Genomic DNA, 16638 nt, shown 5'->3' with positions numbered 1-16638 from the left:
GTGTTCACTTCCGGCGGCGCCACATAGACCTGAGCCGGGGCCACATTGACCGGCGCGGATTGCACATAGACCGGCGACTGATCGACATAGACCGGGCCGCCGACCTCGACCTGGGCGGGCGCGACATTGACCTGGGCCGGGGCGACCTGGATGTGTTGCGGACCGATGTTGACGGGCGCCGACTGCACATAGACGGGGGCCTGATCGACATAGACGGGCGGGCCGACATCGACCTGGGCCGGGGCCAGGTTGACCTGCGACGGAGCCACCTGAACGCGTTGCGGGCCGATGTTCACCGGCGGCGCCTGCACATAGATGGGCGGCTGTTCGATATAGGTGGGCGGTCCCATCTCGATCTGGGGCGGCGCCATGCTGACCTGCGAAGGCGCGACATAGATGCGCTGCGGCGCGATCTGGACGGGCGGCGCCTGGACATAGACCGGCGGCTGATCGACGTAGCTCTGCTCGTAACGCTGCTCATAGCGGTGTTCGTAGCGAACCGGCGGGCGAACGGGCGGACGGCAGTTGCAGTCGGCCGGACGGCCCGGATACGGACGCCAGCCGATGTAGTCACGGCCGAACCCATAGACCGGATAGCCGACCGGGGCGCTGACCGGCGGGCGACCGACCAGGACCGAGGTCGCGCTGACGCCGCCGACATAGCCGCCGCCGTAATAGCCGTCCGAATAGCCGCCGCTTCCGACGTAGGTCGTGCCGCCGCCGACATAGCCGCGCTGGAAGCTGGACGAACTGGAATAGGACCGGGCGCTGCTCGCCGCGTAGCTGGAGGCGCTCGCATAGGCGTTGGCATTGGCATTGGCGTAGGCGCCGCCGTTCACGTCAACATTGACGTTGTGGTTGGCGTTGTAGTTGCCGCCGCCATAGTGACCGCCGCCGCCGCATCCCCCGCCGCAGCCGCCGCCGGGATGGCCGCCGCCATAACCCCCGTGACCGGGACCACCGGCCAGAGCGGGCGCTGCGGAGAGCAGCAGAGCCGCCGACGCGGCGGTAAGTATCGACTGTATCGTCACGGGACAGACTCCTCTGAGTTGTCCCGACACTGGCAAGTCCGGCGCCTGTTTCTTAAGGCGTGGTTAACCTTTGCGCCCGTCGCAGCACGCTCGACGGCTTAGAAATCGACCGCCAGACCCTTCTTTTCCCAATCGCCGAAACGGGTCGGTTCGGGACCGGTCGGACCGCCGTATTCCGTGTCCGCCTGCACGGTCGTTTCCGCCGCGCGACGATCCGCCGCTTCCTGAAGAGCGCGGCGCGCGGCCTCGCTGAGCGGCCGTTCAGGCGTGGCGTGGGGCACGTCGGCATTGAAGACGGGCGCTGCAGCCGGCGTTTCGTCGGCGTCATCCGGCGCGAGGGTGGGATGTTCGGTCACAGGGCGGCTCCCTTGAGGCTTGATGCGCCTTCTCTCAAATAGAGGTTCAAGCCCGTGACGCCAGACGGATCGGGAATGGAACCGCGATGAACCATCTGAAGACCTTCATTCTGTTGGCGGCGATGACGGCCCTGTTCGCAGGGGTCGGCTATCTGATCGGCGGCGCGACCGGCATGGCGATCGCCCTGTTCTTCGCGGGCGGGATGAATCTGTTCAGCTACTGGAACGCCGACAAGATCGTGCTGAAGATGTACCGGGCCCAGCCGGTCGACGAGCAGCACCCCAACGCCGTGGTCCGCAACTATGTCGCCGACGTGCGCCAGATGGCCCGCGACGCGGGCCTGCCCCAGCCGCAGGTCGCCATCATCCCCAATGATCAGCCCAACGCCTTCGCCACGGGCCGAAATCCCGAGAACGCCGCCGTCTGCGCCACCACCGGCCTGCTGGATATGCTGACGCGCGAGGAAGTGCGCGGGGTGATGGCGCACGAGTTGGCCCATGTGAAGAACCGCGACACCCTGATCATGACGGTGACGGCGACCATCGCCGGCGCCATCGCCGCGCTCGCCAACTTCGCCCTGTTCTTCGGCGGCAACGACCGCGAGCGGCCGGGCGGCATTATCGGGACGATCGCCCTGATGCTGCTGGCGCCCATGGCCGCCGGTCTGGTGCAGATGGCCATCAGCCGGGGCCGCGAATATGAGGCCGACCGCGTCGGCGCCGAAATCGCCGGTGATCCCCAGGCCTTGGCTTCGGCCCTGCAGAAGATCGACGCCTACGCGAGGCGGATCACCAATCAGACGGCCGAGCGCAATCCAGCCTCGGGTCAGATGTTCATCATAAATCCGCTGGCGGGCCGTGGCGCGGACAATCTGTTCTCGACCCATCCGGCGACGGGAAACCGCGTCCGGGCCTTGATGGAGCTGGGCGCGAAGCTGGGCATGCAGCCGCGCCCCCGCACGCCGGACCTGACCCAGCCGCGCCCGGCCGCCGGTTTCACGACCACCGGCGTCCCGACCACCCCGACGGAGCCGCGCGGCCCCTGGGGGTGACGATGCGGGCGAACATGGGGCTGATCGTCGCGGCCTGAACGCCGTTTGCGGTTTGCACTCCGCAACCGGATCACATCAGATGCGCCCCTGTTCAGCCATCGGGCTTTCTTGGGGAAATCCATGTCGCGTCTGCTCGCCTTAGTCTCCGCCGCCGCTCTTCTCGCCACGCCGGTCGCCGCCCAGTCGGTGGACCGCGTCGCCGTCAACGGCATCATCGACCAGGGGCTGAACCACAGCCAGGTGATGCAGACCGCCGCCTATCTGACCGACCGGATCGGCGGGCGGATGACCAACTCGCCACAGATGCGCGAGGCCGAACGCTGGGCGCAGCAGCAGTTCCGCGACTACGGTCTGTCCGACGTGCGCGCCGAAGGGTTCGAGTTCGGCCGGGGCTGGTCCATCGTCCGCTCCAGCGCCCGCATGACCGCGCCGCGCCCGCTGGATCTGCGCGCCATCCCGGTGGCCTGGACGCCCTCGACCAATGGCGTGATCAGCGGCGGCGTGATCATCGCCCCGATCTCCAAGGTTGAGGATTTCGACAAATGGCGCGGCAAGCTGTCGGGCAAGATCGTCATGCTGTCCCAGCCGGGCACGGGATCGGAGCCGACCGAGCCGGCCTTCCGCCGCTGGACCAGCGCCGAACTGGCCGAGCGCAACACCTATAATCAGCCCCAGCATTCGCCGGCCGCCATCGAACGCTCGCTGAAGACCGCGAACTTCGCCAATCAGCTGGACGCCTTCCTGGCCGAACAGGGCGCTCTGGCCTGGGTGCGGATTTCCCAGCGTGACGGCGGGCTGCTGCACGGCACGGGCTACACCTATCAGGTCGGGGCCACGCCCAAGCTGGCGGGGATGGAACTGGCGGCCGAGGATTATCGCCGTCTGGCGCGTCTCGCCCTGACCGACGCGCCGCCGACGCTGGAGCTGATGAGCGAGGTCCGCTTCCACGACGAGGACGTCAACGCCTACAACATCCTGGCCGACATCCCCGGCACGGCGCGCGGAACCGAATACGTCATGGCGGGCGCCCATCTGGACAGTTGGGTCGCCTCGGACGGCGCGGTCGACAACGCCGCCGGCAGCGCGGTGGTCATGGAGGCCGCCCGCATCCTGAAGGCGCTCAACGTCAAGCCAAAGCGCACCATCCGTTTCGCCCTGTGGAACGGCGAGGAGCAAGGCATCCTGGGCTCGCTGGCCTATGTGGACCGTCATCTGGCGACGCGCGCGCCGTCGAACGACCCGGCGCTGGCGGGCCTGCCGGACAACCGCACCTGGCGCAGCCGCTGGCCGATCGAGCCGCGCGCCGGCTATCGCGATCTGGTCGCCTATTTCAATCTGGACAACGGCTCGGGCAAGATCCGCGGCATCAACGCCGAGGGCAATGTCGCCGCCGCCCCGATCTTCCAGGAATGGCTGGCGCCGTTCGCCAGCATGGGTGCGACGACCGTCTCGCTGCGAAATTCGGGCGGCACCGACCACGTCTATATGCAGACCGTCGGCGTGCCGGGATATCAGTTCATCCAAGACCCGCTCGACTATTCCAGCCGCCTGCACCACACCAGCATCGACAGCTATGACCACCTGAAGGCCGAGGACCTGCGTCAGGCGGCCGTCATTCTGGCCAGTTTCCTGCTGAACGCCGCCAACCGCGACGAGCCCCTGCCCCGCATGCCGCTGCCGACCCAGCCGACGCCGAGCGATCCGTTCGAATATCCGGCGGCGGATTAAGATTTGAGGAGCGAGGGAGACCTCGCCCCTTTTCTTATTATCGGATCACGCGCGCTCGACGCACATGGCCACGCCCATGCCGCCGCCGATGCACAGGGTCGCCAGACCCTTTTTCGCGCCCGAGCGCTTCATCTCGAACAGAAGCGTCGTCAGGATGCGCGCGCCCGAGGCGCCGATGGGGTGGCCGATGGCGATGGCGCCGCCGTTGACGTTGACCTTGGCCTGGTCGAGACCCAGTTCCTTGACCACGCACAGGCTCTGAGCGGCGAAGGCTTCGTTGGACTCGACCAGATCCAGATCCGCGACGCTCCAGCCCGCCTTCTCCAGCGCCTTCTTCGACGCCGGTATCGGGCCGGTCCCCATGATCGACGGATCGACGCCGGCGGTGGCGTAGGAGGCGATGCGGGCCAGCGGCTCCAGCCCGCGCGCCTTCGCCTCGTCGGCGCTCATCAGCACCAGGGCGGCGGCCCCGTCGTTCAGCCCGGACGCATTGGCGGCGGTCACGCTGCCGTCCTTGGTGAAGGCGGGTTTGAGCTTCTGCATCAACTCAAGCGTCGCGCCGTGGCGGATGTATTCGTCCTTGTCGACCGTCACATCGCCCTTGCGGCCGGGGATGACGACCGGCGTGATCTCGTCATCGAACTTGCCGGCGTTCTGGGCCGCCTCGGCCTTGTGCTGGCTGGCCAGCCCGAATTCGTCCTGCGCCTCGCGGCTGATGGACCATTTTTCGGCGATGTTCTCGGCCGTCTGACCCATGTGATAGCCGTTGAAGGCGTCCCACAGACCGTCCTTGACCATGGTGTCGACCAGGGCGACGTCGCCCATCTTGTGTCCGTTGCGAAGCTGTTGGGCATGCGGCGCCTGGCTCATGCTCTCCTGCCCGCCGGCGACGACGATCCTGGCGTCGCCCAGAGCGATCTGCTGGGCGGCGATGGCGACGGCGCGCAGACCCGAGCCGCAGATCTGGTTCAGGCTCCAGGCGGCCGCTTCCTTTCGAACGCCCGCGCCGACGGCGGCTTGGCGCGCAGGGCCCTGACCCGCAGCGGCCTGCAGCACATGACCCAGGATCACCTCATCGACCTCGTCGCCGGAAACACCAGCCCGTTCCAGCGCCGCCTTGATGGCGATCTCCCCCAGCTTGGACGCCGGAAGCGACGACAGGGCGCCCAGGAAGGAGCCGACCGGGGTGCGCGCGGCGGAAACGATGACGACGTCGGTCATGGGATTTCACTCTTTGGAGAATAACTCGGCGTGACCGTTTTGCCGCATTGCAGCGCGTTCGTCACCTGCGACGACATGGACAGGGCGCGATTCAGCCAATCGTCACCCTGTCGGCGCATTGTCGGGGAACGATAGAGACGATCGACGGATTGGAAGGTCCATGCTGCGCACGCTGAAACGTCTTGTCACCCACGTCTGCACGCCGGACGAGCTGGACATGATCGAGCACTATCCGACGCGCGCGGAAAAGCTGGCGGATCTGTGGGTCCACGTCGTCGGCCTGATGCTGGCGGCGGTCGGCGGCATCATCCTGGCGGGTCTGGCCGGGGTCTATGCGGGGATCGGCGGCGTGATGGCGACAGCCATCTACGCCCTGTGCCTCGTCGGCATGCTGACGGCCTCGACCATCTACAACTGGACCAACCCCTGCGCCGCGCGCCCCGTGCTGCGGCGACTGGACGAGGCGGCGATCTTTTTGATGATCGCCGGCAGCTACACCCCCTTCACCACTCAGCGGTTCGAGGGTCTGTGGGCCATCGGTTTCACCACCCTGATCTGGATCCTGGCCTTCCTGGGCGCGGGGGTGAAGCTGTTCGCGCCGCGCATCTCGGACAAGTTCTGGAGCGGCGTCTACGTTGTCTTCGGCTGGCTGGCGGTGGCGGCACTGAAGCCGATGGTCGAGACCGTCCATCCCGTCGCCCTGGCCCTGCTGGTCATCGGCGGCCTGATCTACACCGCCGGCGTCTTCGTCTTCATCAGCCCGCGCGTGAGGTTCCGCCGCGCCATCTGGCACGGGTTCGTCGTCACCGGGGCGACCGTGCATTGGACCGCTGTGTTGGTCGGCGTCGTGCTGGCCCCGGCCATGAGCCACTGATCAACCGTCCGTTCCCCGCGGTTTTCTCCCCCTCTGGCGCATCGCGTCGCAACGGAGGATAGTGACGCGTTGCAACATCGCGAGAACAAGCGTGGCTGACGAAAAGACCAAGGGTGGAAAGACCGGCGACAGCGCTCAGGTCGTCATCAAGAAGTATGCGAACCGCAGGCTCTACAACACGCGGACCAGCGCCTATGTGACGCTGGAAGACCTGGCGACCATGGTGCGCGAGGGGACCGAGTTTGTCGTCTATGACGCCAAGACCAACGACGACCTGACCCGCCAGATCCTGACCCAGATCATCTTCGAGGAAGAGAGCCGGGGCGAGGCCTTGCTGCCGGTTCAGTTCCTGCGACAGCTGATCGGCTTCTACGGCGGCCAGATGCAGGGCGTCCTGCCCTCCTATCTGGAGATGTCGTTGGCCAACTTCGGTCGTCAGCAGGAACAGTTCGCCAGTCAGATGGGCCGCGCCTTCGGCACTGGCGCGGGCGCGACCCTGATGGAGGACGCCGCGCGGGCCAATATGGCGATGTTCGAGCGCGCCATGCAGATGTTCCCGGCCTTCACCTATCCCCGCGCCGAGCCGACGCCTGCCGCGTCGGATGACAAGGCCGAGCCGGCCCCGCCGCCCGAGGCGCCTGACGCCCTGGACGAAATGCGTCGCCAGATGGACGAGATGCGCCGTCAGATCGAAAAGCTGGCGGGCGGCAAGGGCAAATGACCGACCGGATCCAGGCCGTCGGCGGACCGGACCGGGTGGATCGCCGCGAAGGCGAACGCCGCGAGCGCGAGCGGCGCGCCCGATCCGCCTCGCGCGCCCTGGTCCCCGTCGATGCGCCTGAGATCGCCGAACCCCAACCGGCCCCGGCAAGAGCTGCCGTCCTGCCGACGCCCGAGCCCGGCGCCGCCGCCTTCGTGGCCCAGCAGATGGGCCAGAGCGGGCAGAAACGCGGCCTGCGCGGCGGCCCGCCGGTGCTAGATGCAGCCCGCTCCGCCTACCTCGGAGCCGAATATTCGGGCGCGGCCGAGCGTCGTCCGAAAACGGGCAAGACCGCCAAGACCGACATCTGAGCTGACCCCGCTCGGGCGGCACGGGGTTTGCTGGGGACGAGGCAGAACGCTCTCAGCCGGACCCGCCCATGCCCGCCGTCTTCGCCCTCGCCGCCAAAGCCTTCGACGTCGTTGTCGTCGCCCTGATCTTCACGGCTTTTTCTTAGGGGCTATCGCGCTTCGTTACTTGAGCCCGTTGTTGGGGAGAGCCGTTCAGCTCATGCCCCGCCGAAATCGAAATCCTTGCGCGACGCGATGATGGTCACGATGAACCCGGCCAGCACGTCCAGCAGGATCATGATCACGATCAGAAAGAAGGTCGAGGTCGCGAACCCCGGCAGCAGCAGGAATTCCACCAGCACGCCTATGAACAGGATCATCGACAGGGCGTGATTGATGATGGCGATCCGCTGGCTGGAGGTGGACTTCACCAGCTCGAAGAACAGCAGGATCAGGCCAAGAAACAGGATCAGGTCGCCGGACCCGATCGTCCATTGCGCGCCCGAGGTCATGGTGACGGAAAACAGCGGATCGCGCAGCAGCACGTCCGCCTGCACGATCCCCGCCCCGCTCGGCGCGCCGAACAGCACCACGATATTGTAGAGCACCACCGGGATCAGCAGCAGCGGAATGGCGAGCAGCATGGACGGTCCTCTTCGCAGCCGGTCCAACGGCTACGCCTGTTCACCCTGATTTAGCGCCGTTTTCGAAACGCCGCCACAAAGGTTCAAGCCTTGGGAAATCCACCTGCCCGGCTGAGCGCAGATGGCGCCGGCCGGCCGATGGCCTCGCCGATCCAGCGCGCCGTCGCGATCAGGGCGTCCAGGTCATAGCCGGTCTCGAACCCGGCCCGCGCCAGCATATAGACCAGGTCCTCGGTGGCGATATTGCCCGTGGCGCCCGGCGCGAACGGGCAGCCGCCGATCCCCCCGACCGAGGCGTCCAGCACGTCAATCCCGGCCTCGACGCCGGCATAGGCGTTGGCCAGGCCGGTGTTGCGTGTGTCGTGGAAGTGCAGGCGCAGGGTCGCATTCGGCGCGGCCGCCCTGGCCGCCTCGACCTTTTGCGTCACCGCCCAGGGATCGCCCGCGCCGATGGTGTCGGCCAGACCGATCTCGCCCACGCCCATCTCGGCGATGGCGCCGACCATGTCCGCGACCTGATCGACCGACACCTCGCCGTCGAACGGACAGCCCCAGACGCAGGAGATCATGGCCGACAGCGACGGCGCGCCCTCGCTGGTCTCGGCGTTGTGGCGGCGGGCGACGATCTCGCCCAGCATGGCCAGTTGATCCTTCACCGCCAGGCCCTGGTTCTTGAGGCCAAAGCCGTCGGTGGCGGCGACCGAGACATTGACCTCATCCACCCCGGTCGCCAGCGCCCGGTCATAGCCCTTGCCATTCAACACGAGGCCGATGCGGCTGCGACCCGCCTCATGCGGCAGGGCGGTCATGACCTCTTCGGCGCCCGCCATCTGCGGCACATATTTGGGATGGACGAAGGAGACGGCCTCGATCCGTCTCGCCCCCGCCTGCTCAAGCCGCCGCACAAGATCGGCGCGGACGGCGGGCTCAAGCACCGCCTTTTCGTTCTGCAGCCCATCGCGCGGCCCGACCTCGACGATCTGGATGAAGCGGCCCATCACTCGGCTCCCGCTGCGGCGTTCCCGTTCCCGTTCCCGTTTCGGGGCGGCGGCGCATAGACGGTCAGGCTGACCGGATCGCCCGCCGAATAGTTGTAGCCGTTGACCGTCCCGACCGCGCGACCCGACACGCCCAGACGCGCCGCAGCTGCACGGAAGGCGTCGGCGTCGCGTCCCTCGACGATGGCGGGCCGCCCCTCCGCCAGGGCCTCGGCCGCGCCCTGGGCGTCGGTCAGGTCGGTGTCGCGCCCGGTCAGAAAGACGAAGCTGGGTTCATGGAAGCCGGTGATCGCCACCGGCCCCGGCGTGCGGCCCTGACGCGGGTGCAGATCGGCCGCCTCCAGCGCCTTTTCAAGCTGGGGCGCGATGGCCAGGGGCCGCAGTTGGCGGATCGTGCCCGACAGAGCCGCGTGCGCCACGATCCCGAAGGCCAGCGAGGCCACCAGCGCTGCGACCGGCGCGCGGTTCAGCAGAAGGAAGCCCCCCATCGCCCCCGCCGCCAGCGCCATGACCACCGTCAGCGCCGCCCAGGTCTGGGCCGTCGAGGTGCCGTAGACGGTCAGTCCATAGACGGTGATGGCGATGATCAGCAGAGCCGCGAACGCGCCCAGCACCGCGCCGGTGATCCGCGAGACCTTGCCGATGGGCTGGGCCAGGGCGGCGGCCGCCAGCAGGGCCAGCGCCCCAAACGTCGGCAGGGTGTAGTGCCACAGCTTGGTCGGGGCCAGTTCGAACATCAGCCAGCCCGGGACCAGCCAGCAGACCAGGAACCGGATCGCCGGCTCGGCGCGCCGGCTCCAGCCCGTCGAGACGGCGGCGGGCAACAACAGGGTCGAAGGGAAGAACAGCAGGGGCGCCAGCAGCACGTACATGCCGGGGAAGCCCGAATGGCTTTCGTGCGCGCCGGCGATCTTGGGCGCCAGGTCCCCGCCGATGGCCTCGCGCCAGAAGCCGCCGTCGGTGGCGATAGTGATGGCGATGGCCCACGGCCCGACCATCAGGGCGACCAGCGGCAGGCCCCAACCCCAGCCCAGGCGATAAAGCCATTTGACGTTCCGATCCCAGATCGACAGGGCGATGATCGCCAGGGCCACGACCAGAAACCCGATCGGTCCCTTGATCAGGATCGACAGACCGATCCCGATCCAGAACAACAGCTTGTGCAGCCGGATCGGTCGTTCGCCCGCCTTCGTCGCCATATAGATGCGCGCCAGCGCCGCCATGGCCAGGGTCGTCGCCCCGCACAGCATGGCGTCGGTCTTGGCGATACCCGCCTCGGTCGACAGCAGGAAGGTCGCCCCCATGATGGCCCCGCCGAAGAAGCCGACCCGACTGCCCAGCATGGCCGAGCCCGCCCAGGCGACGGCCCAGGCCGCCAGCATGGCGCCCAGCAGAGACGGGATGCGATAGGGCGCGATTTCGCGGTCCTCCACATCCGAAGTCAGGCCCACGGCGATCGCCTGCATCCAGTAGATGCCGACCGGCTTCTTCCAGCGCGGCTCGTCCTGATAGCGGATGTCGACATAGTCGCCGCTTTCCAGCATCTGGGACGTGGCCTGGGCGAACCGGCTTTCGTCGCGATCCAGCGGCGGCAGCAGCAGCAGGCCCGGCAGGCCGGCGATCAGCGTCAGCAGGGCCGCGAGAACCGGCCCGCGCCAGCCGGCGATGCGGCCATCCAGATCGAAAGTCTTCATTCCAGACTCCTTACACGCGGACCGCGCCGTCGTCAGCCGTCTCCCCTAAGCCGTCGTTATCCTCTATGGAGCGCCGATGACCCCCGAAACGCCCGAAATCTCCGTCGTCGTTCCCGTCCATGACGAGGCGGGCGCCGCCGTGCCTCTGGCGCGCGAGATCGCCGCCGCCTTCGCCGGCCGTTCGTACGAGATGATCTTCGTGGACGATGCGTCCAAGGACGCGACCCTGGCCGAGCTGACGGCCGCCATGGCCGAACTGCCGGCGCTGCGCGTGCTGGCCCACGGGACCAATGCGGGCCAGAGCCGGGCGGTTCGCACCGGCGTCCTGGCCGCGCGGGCGCCAGTCGTGGTGACGATGGACGGCGACGGCCAGAACCCGCCGGCCGATGCGCCCCGCCTGGTCGATGCGCTTCTGTCCGCCCCCGGCGACGTGGGCCTGGTCGGCGGCCGTCGCGCCAAACGTCAGGACACCGAGGCCAAACGCCAGGCCTCGATCTGGGCCAACCGCATCCGACGCAAACTGCTGGGCGACGACGCCGACGACACCGGCTGTGGACTGAAGGCCTTCCGCCGCGACGTCTTCCTGCGCCTGCCCTACTTCGATCATATCCACCGCTACCTGCCGGCGCTGATGATCCGCGAGGGGTTCAAGAACCAGTACCTCGACGTGGACCACCGCCACCGCGAGGTCGGTCGGTCGAAATACACCAACTGGGGCCGCCTGCGCGCCTCGGTCTCGGACCTCTTGGGCGTGATGTGGCTGAAGACGCGGTCCCGCAAGCCGGGCGCGATTTCGGAGTTCTAGAACGCTGTCTCCTCCCCACCTCGTGGGGAGGTGGCGCGATGCCTCTTGCCGTCGTGACGGAGGGGCTGGCGCCGCATCTCCGACATCGGTGGGACTTCAAGAGCCCCTCCACCCCGCTACGCGCGGTCCCCCTCCCCGCTTCGCAGGGAGGAGACATGAAAAAGGGCGGGGTCTTGCGACCCCGCCCTTCTGCATTTCAGCGTCGGTCAGCTTGGACTTAGAAGTCCATGCCGCCCATGCCGCCCATGCCGCCCATGTCGGGGGCCGAGGCTCCGCCCGACTTCTTGGGGGCGTCGGCGACGGCGGCTTCCGTCGTGATCAGGATGCCGGCCACCGAAGCGGCGTCTTGCAGGGCCGTGCGGACGACCTTGGCCGGGTCGATGACGCCCATCTGCACCAGGTCGCCGTACTCTTCGGTCTGGGCGTTGAAGCCGAACGAAGCGTCGCCGTTTTCCAGCACCTTGCCGACCACGATCGAACCTTCGACGCCCGAGTTTTCGGCGATCTGACGGATCGGAGCCTGCAGGGCGCGACGGATGATCGCGATGCCGGCGTTCTGGTCGGCGTTGTCGCCCTTGACGTCGGCCAGGATCTTGGAGGCCTTCAGCAGGGCGATGCCGCCGCCCGGAACGATGCCTTCGTCAGCCGCGGCGCGCGTGGCGTTCAGGGCGTCGTCGACGCGGTCCTTCTTTTCCTTCACTTCGACTTCGGTCGAACCGCCGACGCGGAGAACCGCGACGCCGCCGGCCAGCTTGGCCAGACGTTCCTGCAGTTTTTCCTTGTCGTAGTCGGAGGTGGTGTCTTCGATCTGGCGCTTGATCTGGGCCACGCGGGCTTCGATCTCGTCCTTGCCGCCGACGCCTTCGACGATGGTGGTGTCGTCCTTGGTGATGGTGACCTTCTTGGCCTTGCCGAGCATGTCGATGGTGACGCTCTCAAGCTTGATGCCCAGGTCTTCCGAGATGACCTGGCCGCCCGTCAGGATGGCGATGTCTTCCAGCATGGCCTTGCGGCGATCGCCAAAGCCAGGAGCCTTGACGGCGGCGACGCGCAGGCCGCCACGCAGCTTGTTGACGACCAGGGTCGCCAGGGCTTCGCCTTCGATGTCCTCGGCGATGATCAGCAGCGGACGGCCCGACTGCACCACGGCTTCCAGGATCGGCAGCATGGCTTGCAGCGAGGTCAGCTTCTTCTCGAACAGCAGGATGAGCGGCTCTTCGAGTTGGGCCTCCATCTTGTCGGCGTTGGTGATGAAGTAAGGCGACAGGTAGCCGCGGTCGAACTGCATGCCTTCGACGACGTCGACGGTGGTGTCGGCGGTCTTGGCTTCCTCGACAGTGATGACGCCTTCGTTGCCGACCTTGGCCATGGCCTGGGCGATCAGCTCACCGATTTCCGAGTCGCCGTTGGCCGAGATGGTGCCGACCTGGGCGATTTCCGAGTTGTTGGAGACCGGCTTGGAGTTCGACTTGATCTCTTCCAGCACCAGGCCGACGGCCTTGTCGATGCCGCGCTTCAGATCCATCGGGTTCATGCCGGCGGCGACGGCCTTCAGGCCCTCTTGCACGATGGCTTGAGCCAGAACGGTTGCGGTAGTGGTGCCGTCGCCCGCCTTGTCGTTCGTTTTCGAAGCGACTTCGCGGATCATCTGGGCGCCCATGTTCTCGAAGGCGTCTTCCAGCTCGATCTCTTTGGCGACCGACACGCCGTCCTTGGTCGAGCGCGGAGCGCCGAAGGACTTCTGGATTACGACGTTGCGGCCCTTGGGACCCAGCGTCACCTTGACGGCGTTGGCGAGCACATTGACGCCGCGCAGCATCTTGTCGCGCGCGTCGGTGTTGAAGTGTACGATTTTAGCGGCCATGCGGGCAGCTCCTATCTATATGAATTAATTGAAGAACGTCAGACGTCGGGTGCTTAGGACAGCACGCCCAGGACGTCGGATTCCTTCATGATGATCAGGTCTTCGCCGTCGATCTTCACTTCCGTGCCCGACCACTTGCCGAACAGGATGCGGTCGCCGGCCTTCAGCTCCAGAGCATTGACCTTGCCGGTGTCGTCGCGGGCGCCAGGGCCGACGGAGACGACTTCGCCTTCCTGCGGCTTTTCCTTGGCGGTGTCGGGGATGATGATGCCACCCTTGGTCTTGGATTCTTCTTCAACGCGCTTGACCAGCACGCGGTCGCCGAGCGGACGGAACGCCATCGGACTTCTCCCTTTAAAACCCCCGGATCGGGGCGTTTCTGAAACGGTGTGCGGCGCTCTTGCGATCGCCGTTTTGGCAGCCGACCAGCGAGAGTGCTAACGCGAGCGGGAGTTAGGCAGAGGCAGGGTCATCGTCAAGCGGCGGCGGTGGATCGCCGCGCGAATTCTCTGTGACAAATGAACCGAAAATGAATGCCCGTCTCCAGGGTCGTTCAAACTGGGAGCGATAGAAAGGCCTCAACGCTGGATGCCTTCCCGCCCCGGAAACGCAGATCGGCAAGCCAACAAGGAGACCAAAATGTCCAAGCTGCTGAAGATTACGGCGGTCGCCGCCGCCCCCGTCGTGGCCCTGAGCCTGATGGCCGCTCCAGCTTCCGCGCAATCGCGCGACCGCGACAACACCGGCCGCAACGCCCTGATCGGCGCCGCGGTGGGCGGTCTGGCGGGCGCCATCTATGGCAACGGCGACGGCAGCTACATCGCGGGCGGTGCGCTTGCCGGCGCGGCGCTGGGCGCAGTGGCCTCCAACCGCGGCTCGGGCTGCGAATACTACCGCGGCGGTCAATGCTACCGTAATCAAGGCCACTGGGAGCGCGAGCACGGCATCGACCGCAGCCGCTCGGGCTACGACTACCGCTACGACGGCCGCCGTTACGACTCGCGCTATGACCGCCGCGACTATCGCAACAATCGCGACTACCGCTACGACCGCCGCTGGTAAGCGTTTGACGCTCTAGGTTGATCGGCAGGGCCCGTCCGGCAAGGACGGGCCCTTTTCGCGTCAACCCATCAGACGCGTCATCAGGGCCGCCGTGGACGGATCCAGGTCCGCCGAGGGGCCGCCCGCGTTCACGTCCTTCAGGATCGCCTTGGCCAGGACCTTACCCAGTTCGACGCCCCATTGGTCGAAGCTGTTGATGTCCCAGATCACGCCCTCGACGAAGGTCTTGTGCTCATACAGGGCCAGCAGCGCGCCCAGGGTTTCGGGCGTCAGACGATCCATGACGATGGCCGTCGATGGACGGTTGCCGGTGAAGGTGCGGTGGGACGCCAGGCGCGTCGCCTCCTCCTCCGACAACCCTTGCGCCAACCCTTCGGCCTTGGCCGCCTCGGTCGTCTTGCCCAGCATCAGGGCTTGGCCCTGGGCCAAGGCGTTGGACCACAAAGGCGCTTCTGGGGGCGCCTCCGGCGCGTCCGCATGAGTCTTGGCCACGATCACAAACTCGGCCGGGACGGTCTGCGGTCCCTGGTGGATCTGCTGGAAGAAGGCGTGCTGACCATTGGTGCCCGGCTCGCCGAAGACGACAGGGCAGGTCTGGCGCGTCACCGGCGTGCCGTCGCGATGCACCCGCTTGCCGTTCGACTCCATCTCCAGCTGCTGCAGGAAAGACGGCAGGCGACGCAGGGCGTGGGCGTAGGGCGCCACCGTCCGCGCCGGCCGGTTCAGGCCATCGACGTTGAACACCTGGGCCAAAGCCAGCAGGATCGGGGCGTTTCGCTCCAGCGGGGCCGACACGAAGTGCGCGTCCATCTCCGCCGCGCCCGCCAGCATCCGTTCGAACACGTCCCAGCCCAGGGCGATGCCGCACGACAGGCTGACCGCCGACCACAGCGAATAGCGCCCGCCGACCCAGTCCCGGAAGGCGAATGTCCGGCCGCAGCCGAAGGCCGCCGCCTTGTCCGGCGCCGCCGTCACCCCGATGAAGTGTTTCGTCATCCCCTCGGCCGGCAGCGACGCCGCCAGCCAGGCCTTGGCCGCCTCGGCGTTGGCCAGGGTTTCCTGGGTCGTGAAGGTCTTGGAGACGACCACCACCAGGGTGGTCTCGGGATCGAGGCCGGTCAACGCCTCGGCCATGTCGCGCGGGTCGATATTGGCGACGAAGCGCAGGTCGATGGCTGGGTCCAGCGGGCGCAGAGCGTCCCAGACCACGCGGGGCCCCAGGTCCGAACCGCCGATGCCGACGTGGACGATGGCCTCGAACGTCTTGCCCGTCGCGCCCGCCTCGGCGCCCGACCGTACTGCATCGGCATAGGCCTTCATGTCCGCCCGCACGGCGTCCACCTCGGCCGAGACCGGCTCGCCCAGGGCCTTGAAGTCGGCGCCCGGCGCAGCGCGCAGAGCGGGGTGCAGGACCGCCCGGCCCTCGGTCAGATTGACGGCCTCGCCGGCGAACAGGGCCGCTCGACGCCCTTCGACGTCGCTGGCGCGCGCCAAGTCCAGACAAGCGTCGAAGGCGGCCCTGGTCCAGCTCTGTTTCGACAGGTCCAGATAGAGCCCCGCCGCCTCGACCGACATCCGCGCCAGCCGGTCAGGATCGGCGGCGAACTGATCCACGATCCGCACGGAGGCGGCCTCGGCGGCGGCTTGGTCGAAGGCGGTCCAGGCGGCGTCGCGGGTCATCGTTGTCTCCATCGGGAATGACAGGGTAAACACTCGTTTACGGCTGGGACGTATTCAGGTTCAACGTCCCAGCGGACGCTGAAACAGGAAGTCACCTCCATGTCCTGCGGCCTTGCTCTCACGATCGCCCTGGCGATGTCCAATCCCTCGGTGGCCCTGGCCGCCGAACAGCCGGCCGCCGCGCCCGGCGCGCCGATCTCGGTGGCGGGCGAGCCGCTGTTCGCTGACATCATCTCACGCTCGGCCAGCCTGAAGGCTGTCGTCGATGGCTGGGCCGCCGCCAAGGCCGCCGACGACGCCGCCTTCTTCACCAGCCAGGCCTTCACCGGCTTCAAAGCCCAGGCGGAACAGTTGGCCGCCTTGGACATGCAGGGTCACCTGATCCTGAAGGAACGCGGCACCGACGGCGACCTGAAATGCATCCTGCGCGGCATTTCCGAGGACATGCCCAAGAAGGTTCAGGCCGTTCAGGCCGCCGCCAACCCGGCCGAGCGCGCCACAGCCCTGTCGGAACTGTCCTATCTGCTGAACGACAACGTCGAAGTCATCACCGCCCCGCCCAAGCCGGAAGTCTGACGC

The 16638-nt window shown here is 67.2% G+C and carries 17 protein-coding genes; 8 read left to right on the top strand and 9 right to left on the bottom strand.

The features are described 5' to 3' along the window. A partial coding sequence (locus GGC30_RS08955) for a hypothetical protein (RefSeq protein ID WP_228763686.1) occupies window positions 1-1031 on the bottom strand: 1031 nt, incomplete at its 3' end. A gap of 98 nt (window positions 1032-1129) precedes the next feature. Next, window positions 1130-1387, bottom strand: coding sequence for a DUF1674 domain-containing protein (locus GGC30_RS08950; protein WP_370451932.1), 258 nt, complete (start codon window positions 1385-1387; stop codon window positions 1130-1132). Window positions 1388-1473: 86 nt separating this feature from the next. Between GGC30_RS08950 and htpX the strand changes: the two genes are divergently transcribed. Both htpX and GGC30_RS08940 read left to right on the top strand, forming a co-directional pair. Next, complete coding sequence (gene htpX, locus GGC30_RS08945; protein WP_153923537.1) at window positions 1474-2439, top strand: zinc metalloprotease HtpX; 966 nt, start codon at window positions 1474-1476, stop codon at window positions 2437-2439. Between the two features lie 120 nt (window positions 2440-2559). Then, window positions 2560-4167, top strand: a complete 1608-nt coding sequence (locus GGC30_RS08940; RefSeq protein ID WP_153923536.1) for a M20/M25/M40 family metallo-hydrolase — start codon at window positions 2560-2562, stop codon at window positions 4165-4167. A 45-nt stretch (window positions 4168-4212) separates the two neighbouring features. Here GGC30_RS08940 and GGC30_RS08935 read toward each other — a convergent pair whose 3' ends face one another. Further along, the gene (locus GGC30_RS08935; RefSeq protein ID WP_153923535.1) at window positions 4213-5388 is read right to left on the bottom strand and encodes an acetyl-CoA C-acetyltransferase; all 1176 of its coding nucleotides are present in this window, start codon (window positions 5386-5388) and stop codon (window positions 4213-4215) included. A gap of 160 nt (window positions 5389-5548) precedes the next feature. Here GGC30_RS08935 and GGC30_RS08930 point away from each other — a divergent pair, with 160 nt between their 5' ends. The 3 genes from GGC30_RS08930 (at window position 5549) to GGC30_RS08920 (ending at window position 7333) form a co-directional block, all read left to right on the top strand. After that, window positions 5549-6262, top strand: a complete 714-nt coding sequence (locus tag GGC30_RS08930; protein ID WP_153923534.1) for a hemolysin III family protein — start codon at window positions 5549-5551, stop codon at window positions 6260-6262. A 91-nt stretch (window positions 6263-6353) separates the two neighbouring features. Beyond that, window positions 6354-6983: a polyhydroxyalkanoate synthesis repressor PhaR gene (phaR, locus tag GGC30_RS08925; RefSeq protein ID WP_039245806.1), complete on the top strand. Its 630-nt coding sequence runs from the start codon at window positions 6354-6356 to the stop codon at window positions 6981-6983. Then, window positions 6980-7333, top strand: coding sequence for a hypothetical protein (locus GGC30_RS08920; RefSeq protein WP_066553949.1), 354 nt, complete (start codon window positions 6980-6982; stop codon window positions 7331-7333). Before phaR ends, GGC30_RS08920 begins: the two co-directional genes overlap by 4 nt. 197 nt (window positions 7334-7530) lie before the next feature. Here the strand turns inward: GGC30_RS08920 and GGC30_RS08915 are convergent, their stop codons facing one another. The 3 genes from GGC30_RS08915 to GGC30_RS08905 all read right to left on the bottom strand — a co-directional run bounded on the left by GGC30_RS08915 (window position 7531) and on the right by GGC30_RS08905 (window position 10648). Continuing rightward, complete coding sequence (locus GGC30_RS08915; protein WP_153923533.1) at window positions 7531-7956, bottom strand: hypothetical protein; 426 nt, start codon at window positions 7954-7956, stop codon at window positions 7531-7533. Between the two features lie 83 nt (window positions 7957-8039). Beyond that, a complete protein-coding gene (locus GGC30_RS08910) occupies window positions 8040-8954 on the bottom strand; it encodes a hydroxymethylglutaryl-CoA lyase (RefSeq protein WP_153923532.1) in 915 nt (304 codons plus the stop codon). Beyond that, window positions 8954-10648: a glycosyltransferase family 39 protein gene (locus tag GGC30_RS08905; RefSeq protein WP_153923531.1), complete on the bottom strand. Its 1695-nt coding sequence runs from the start codon at window positions 10646-10648 to the stop codon at window positions 8954-8956. Before GGC30_RS08905 ends, GGC30_RS08910 begins: the two co-directional genes overlap by 1 nt. Before the next feature lie 76 nt (window positions 10649-10724). Here GGC30_RS08905 and GGC30_RS08900 point away from each other — a divergent pair, with 76 nt between their 5' ends. Beyond that, a complete protein-coding gene (locus GGC30_RS08900) occupies window positions 10725-11453 on the top strand; it encodes a glycosyltransferase family 2 protein (RefSeq protein ID WP_153923530.1) in 729 nt (242 codons plus the stop codon). A 217-nt stretch (window positions 11454-11670) separates the two neighbouring features. Here GGC30_RS08900 and groL read toward each other — a convergent pair whose 3' ends face one another. Together groL and groES are read right to left on the bottom strand one after the other, a co-directional pair. Next, entirely contained in the window at window positions 11671-13317 is a 1647-nt protein-coding gene (groL, locus tag GGC30_RS08895) for a chaperonin GroEL (protein ID WP_055754584.1), read from the bottom strand. 53 nt (window positions 13318-13370) lie between these two features. Then, window positions 13371-13658 carry a co-chaperone GroES gene (gene groES, locus GGC30_RS08890; protein WP_055808823.1) on the bottom strand — a complete coding sequence of 96 codons (288 nt, stop codon included), beginning with the start codon at window positions 13656-13658 and terminating at the stop codon, window positions 13371-13373. 298 nt (window positions 13659-13956) lie between these two features. Here groES and GGC30_RS08885 point away from each other — a divergent pair, with 298 nt between their 5' ends. Then, the gene (locus GGC30_RS08885; protein ID WP_055809009.1) at window positions 13957-14379 is read left to right on the top strand and encodes a hypothetical protein; all 423 of its coding nucleotides are present in this window, start codon (window positions 13957-13959) and stop codon (window positions 14377-14379) included. Window positions 14380-14439: 60 nt separating this feature from the next. Here GGC30_RS08885 and pgi read toward each other — a convergent pair whose 3' ends face one another. Then, the gene (pgi, locus tag GGC30_RS08880) at window positions 14440-16059 is read right to left on the bottom strand and encodes a glucose-6-phosphate isomerase (protein ID WP_153923529.1); all 1620 of its coding nucleotides are present in this window, start codon (window positions 16057-16059) and stop codon (window positions 14440-14442) included. A 99-nt stretch (window positions 16060-16158) separates the two neighbouring features. On the opposite strand from pgi, the gene GGC30_RS08875 reads away from it, so the two are divergent. Continuing rightward, entirely contained in the window at window positions 16159-16635 is a 477-nt protein-coding gene (locus GGC30_RS08875) for a hypothetical protein (protein ID WP_055808821.1), read from the top strand. Window positions 16636-16638 lie beyond the last annotated feature (3 nt).

Origin of the sequence: Brevundimonas sp. SPF441 (assembly GCF_009661015.1) — a bacterium.
GTDB classification, from domain to species: Bacteria; Pseudomonadota; Alphaproteobacteria; order Caulobacterales; family Caulobacteraceae; genus Brevundimonas; species Brevundimonas vesicularis.
This window is presented reverse-complemented; position numbering and strand designations above follow the sequence as displayed.

Bases quoted from the DNA above. Each gene is read 5' to 3' on its own strand.
- htpX (WP_153923537.1), top strand. From the start codon at position 1,474: ATGAACCATCTGAAGACCTTCATTCTGTTGGCGGCGATGACGGCCCTG.
- GGC30_RS08940 (WP_153923536.1), top strand. From the start codon at position 2,560: ATGTCGCGTCTGCTCGCCTTAGTCTCCGCCGCCGCTCTTCTCGCCACG.
- GGC30_RS08935 (WP_153923535.1), bottom strand. From the start codon at position 5,388: ATGACCGACGTCGTCATCGTTTCCGCCGCGCGCACCCCGGTCGGCTCC.
- GGC30_RS08930 (WP_153923534.1), top strand. From the start codon at position 5,549: ATGCTGCGCACGCTGAAACGTCTTGTCACCCACGTCTGCACGCCGGAC.
- GGC30_RS08920 (WP_066553949.1), top strand. From the start codon at position 6,980: ATGACCGACCGGATCCAGGCCGTCGGCGGACCGGACCGGGTGGATCGC.
- GGC30_RS08915 (WP_153923533.1), bottom strand. From the start codon at position 7,956: ATGCTGCTCGCCATTCCGCTGCTGCTGATCCCGGTGGTGCTCTACAAT.
- GGC30_RS08910 (WP_153923532.1), bottom strand. From the start codon at position 8,954: ATGGGCCGCTTCATCCAGATCGTCGAGGTCGGGCCGCGCGATGGGCTG.
- GGC30_RS08905 (WP_153923531.1), bottom strand. From the start codon at position 10,648: ATGAAGACTTTCGATCTGGATGGCCGCATCGCCGGCTGGCGCGGGCCG.
- GGC30_RS08900 (WP_153923530.1), top strand. From the start codon at position 10,725: ATGACCCCCGAAACGCCCGAAATCTCCGTCGTCGTTCCCGTCCATGAC.
- groL (WP_055754584.1), bottom strand. From the start codon at position 13,317: ATGGCCGCTAAAATCGTACACTTCAACACCGACGCGCGCGACAAGATG.
- groES (WP_055808823.1), bottom strand. From the start codon at position 13,658: ATGGCGTTCCGTCCGCTCGGCGACCGCGTGCTGGTCAAGCGCGTTGAA.
- GGC30_RS08885 (WP_055809009.1), top strand. From the start codon at position 13,957: ATGTCCAAGCTGCTGAAGATTACGGCGGTCGCCGCCGCCCCCGTCGTG.
- pgi (WP_153923529.1), bottom strand. From the start codon at position 16,059: ATGACCCGCGACGCCGCCTGGACCGCCTTCGACCAAGCCGCCGCCGAG.
- GGC30_RS08875 (WP_055808821.1), top strand. From the start codon at position 16,159: ATGTCCTGCGGCCTTGCTCTCACGATCGCCCTGGCGATGTCCAATCCC.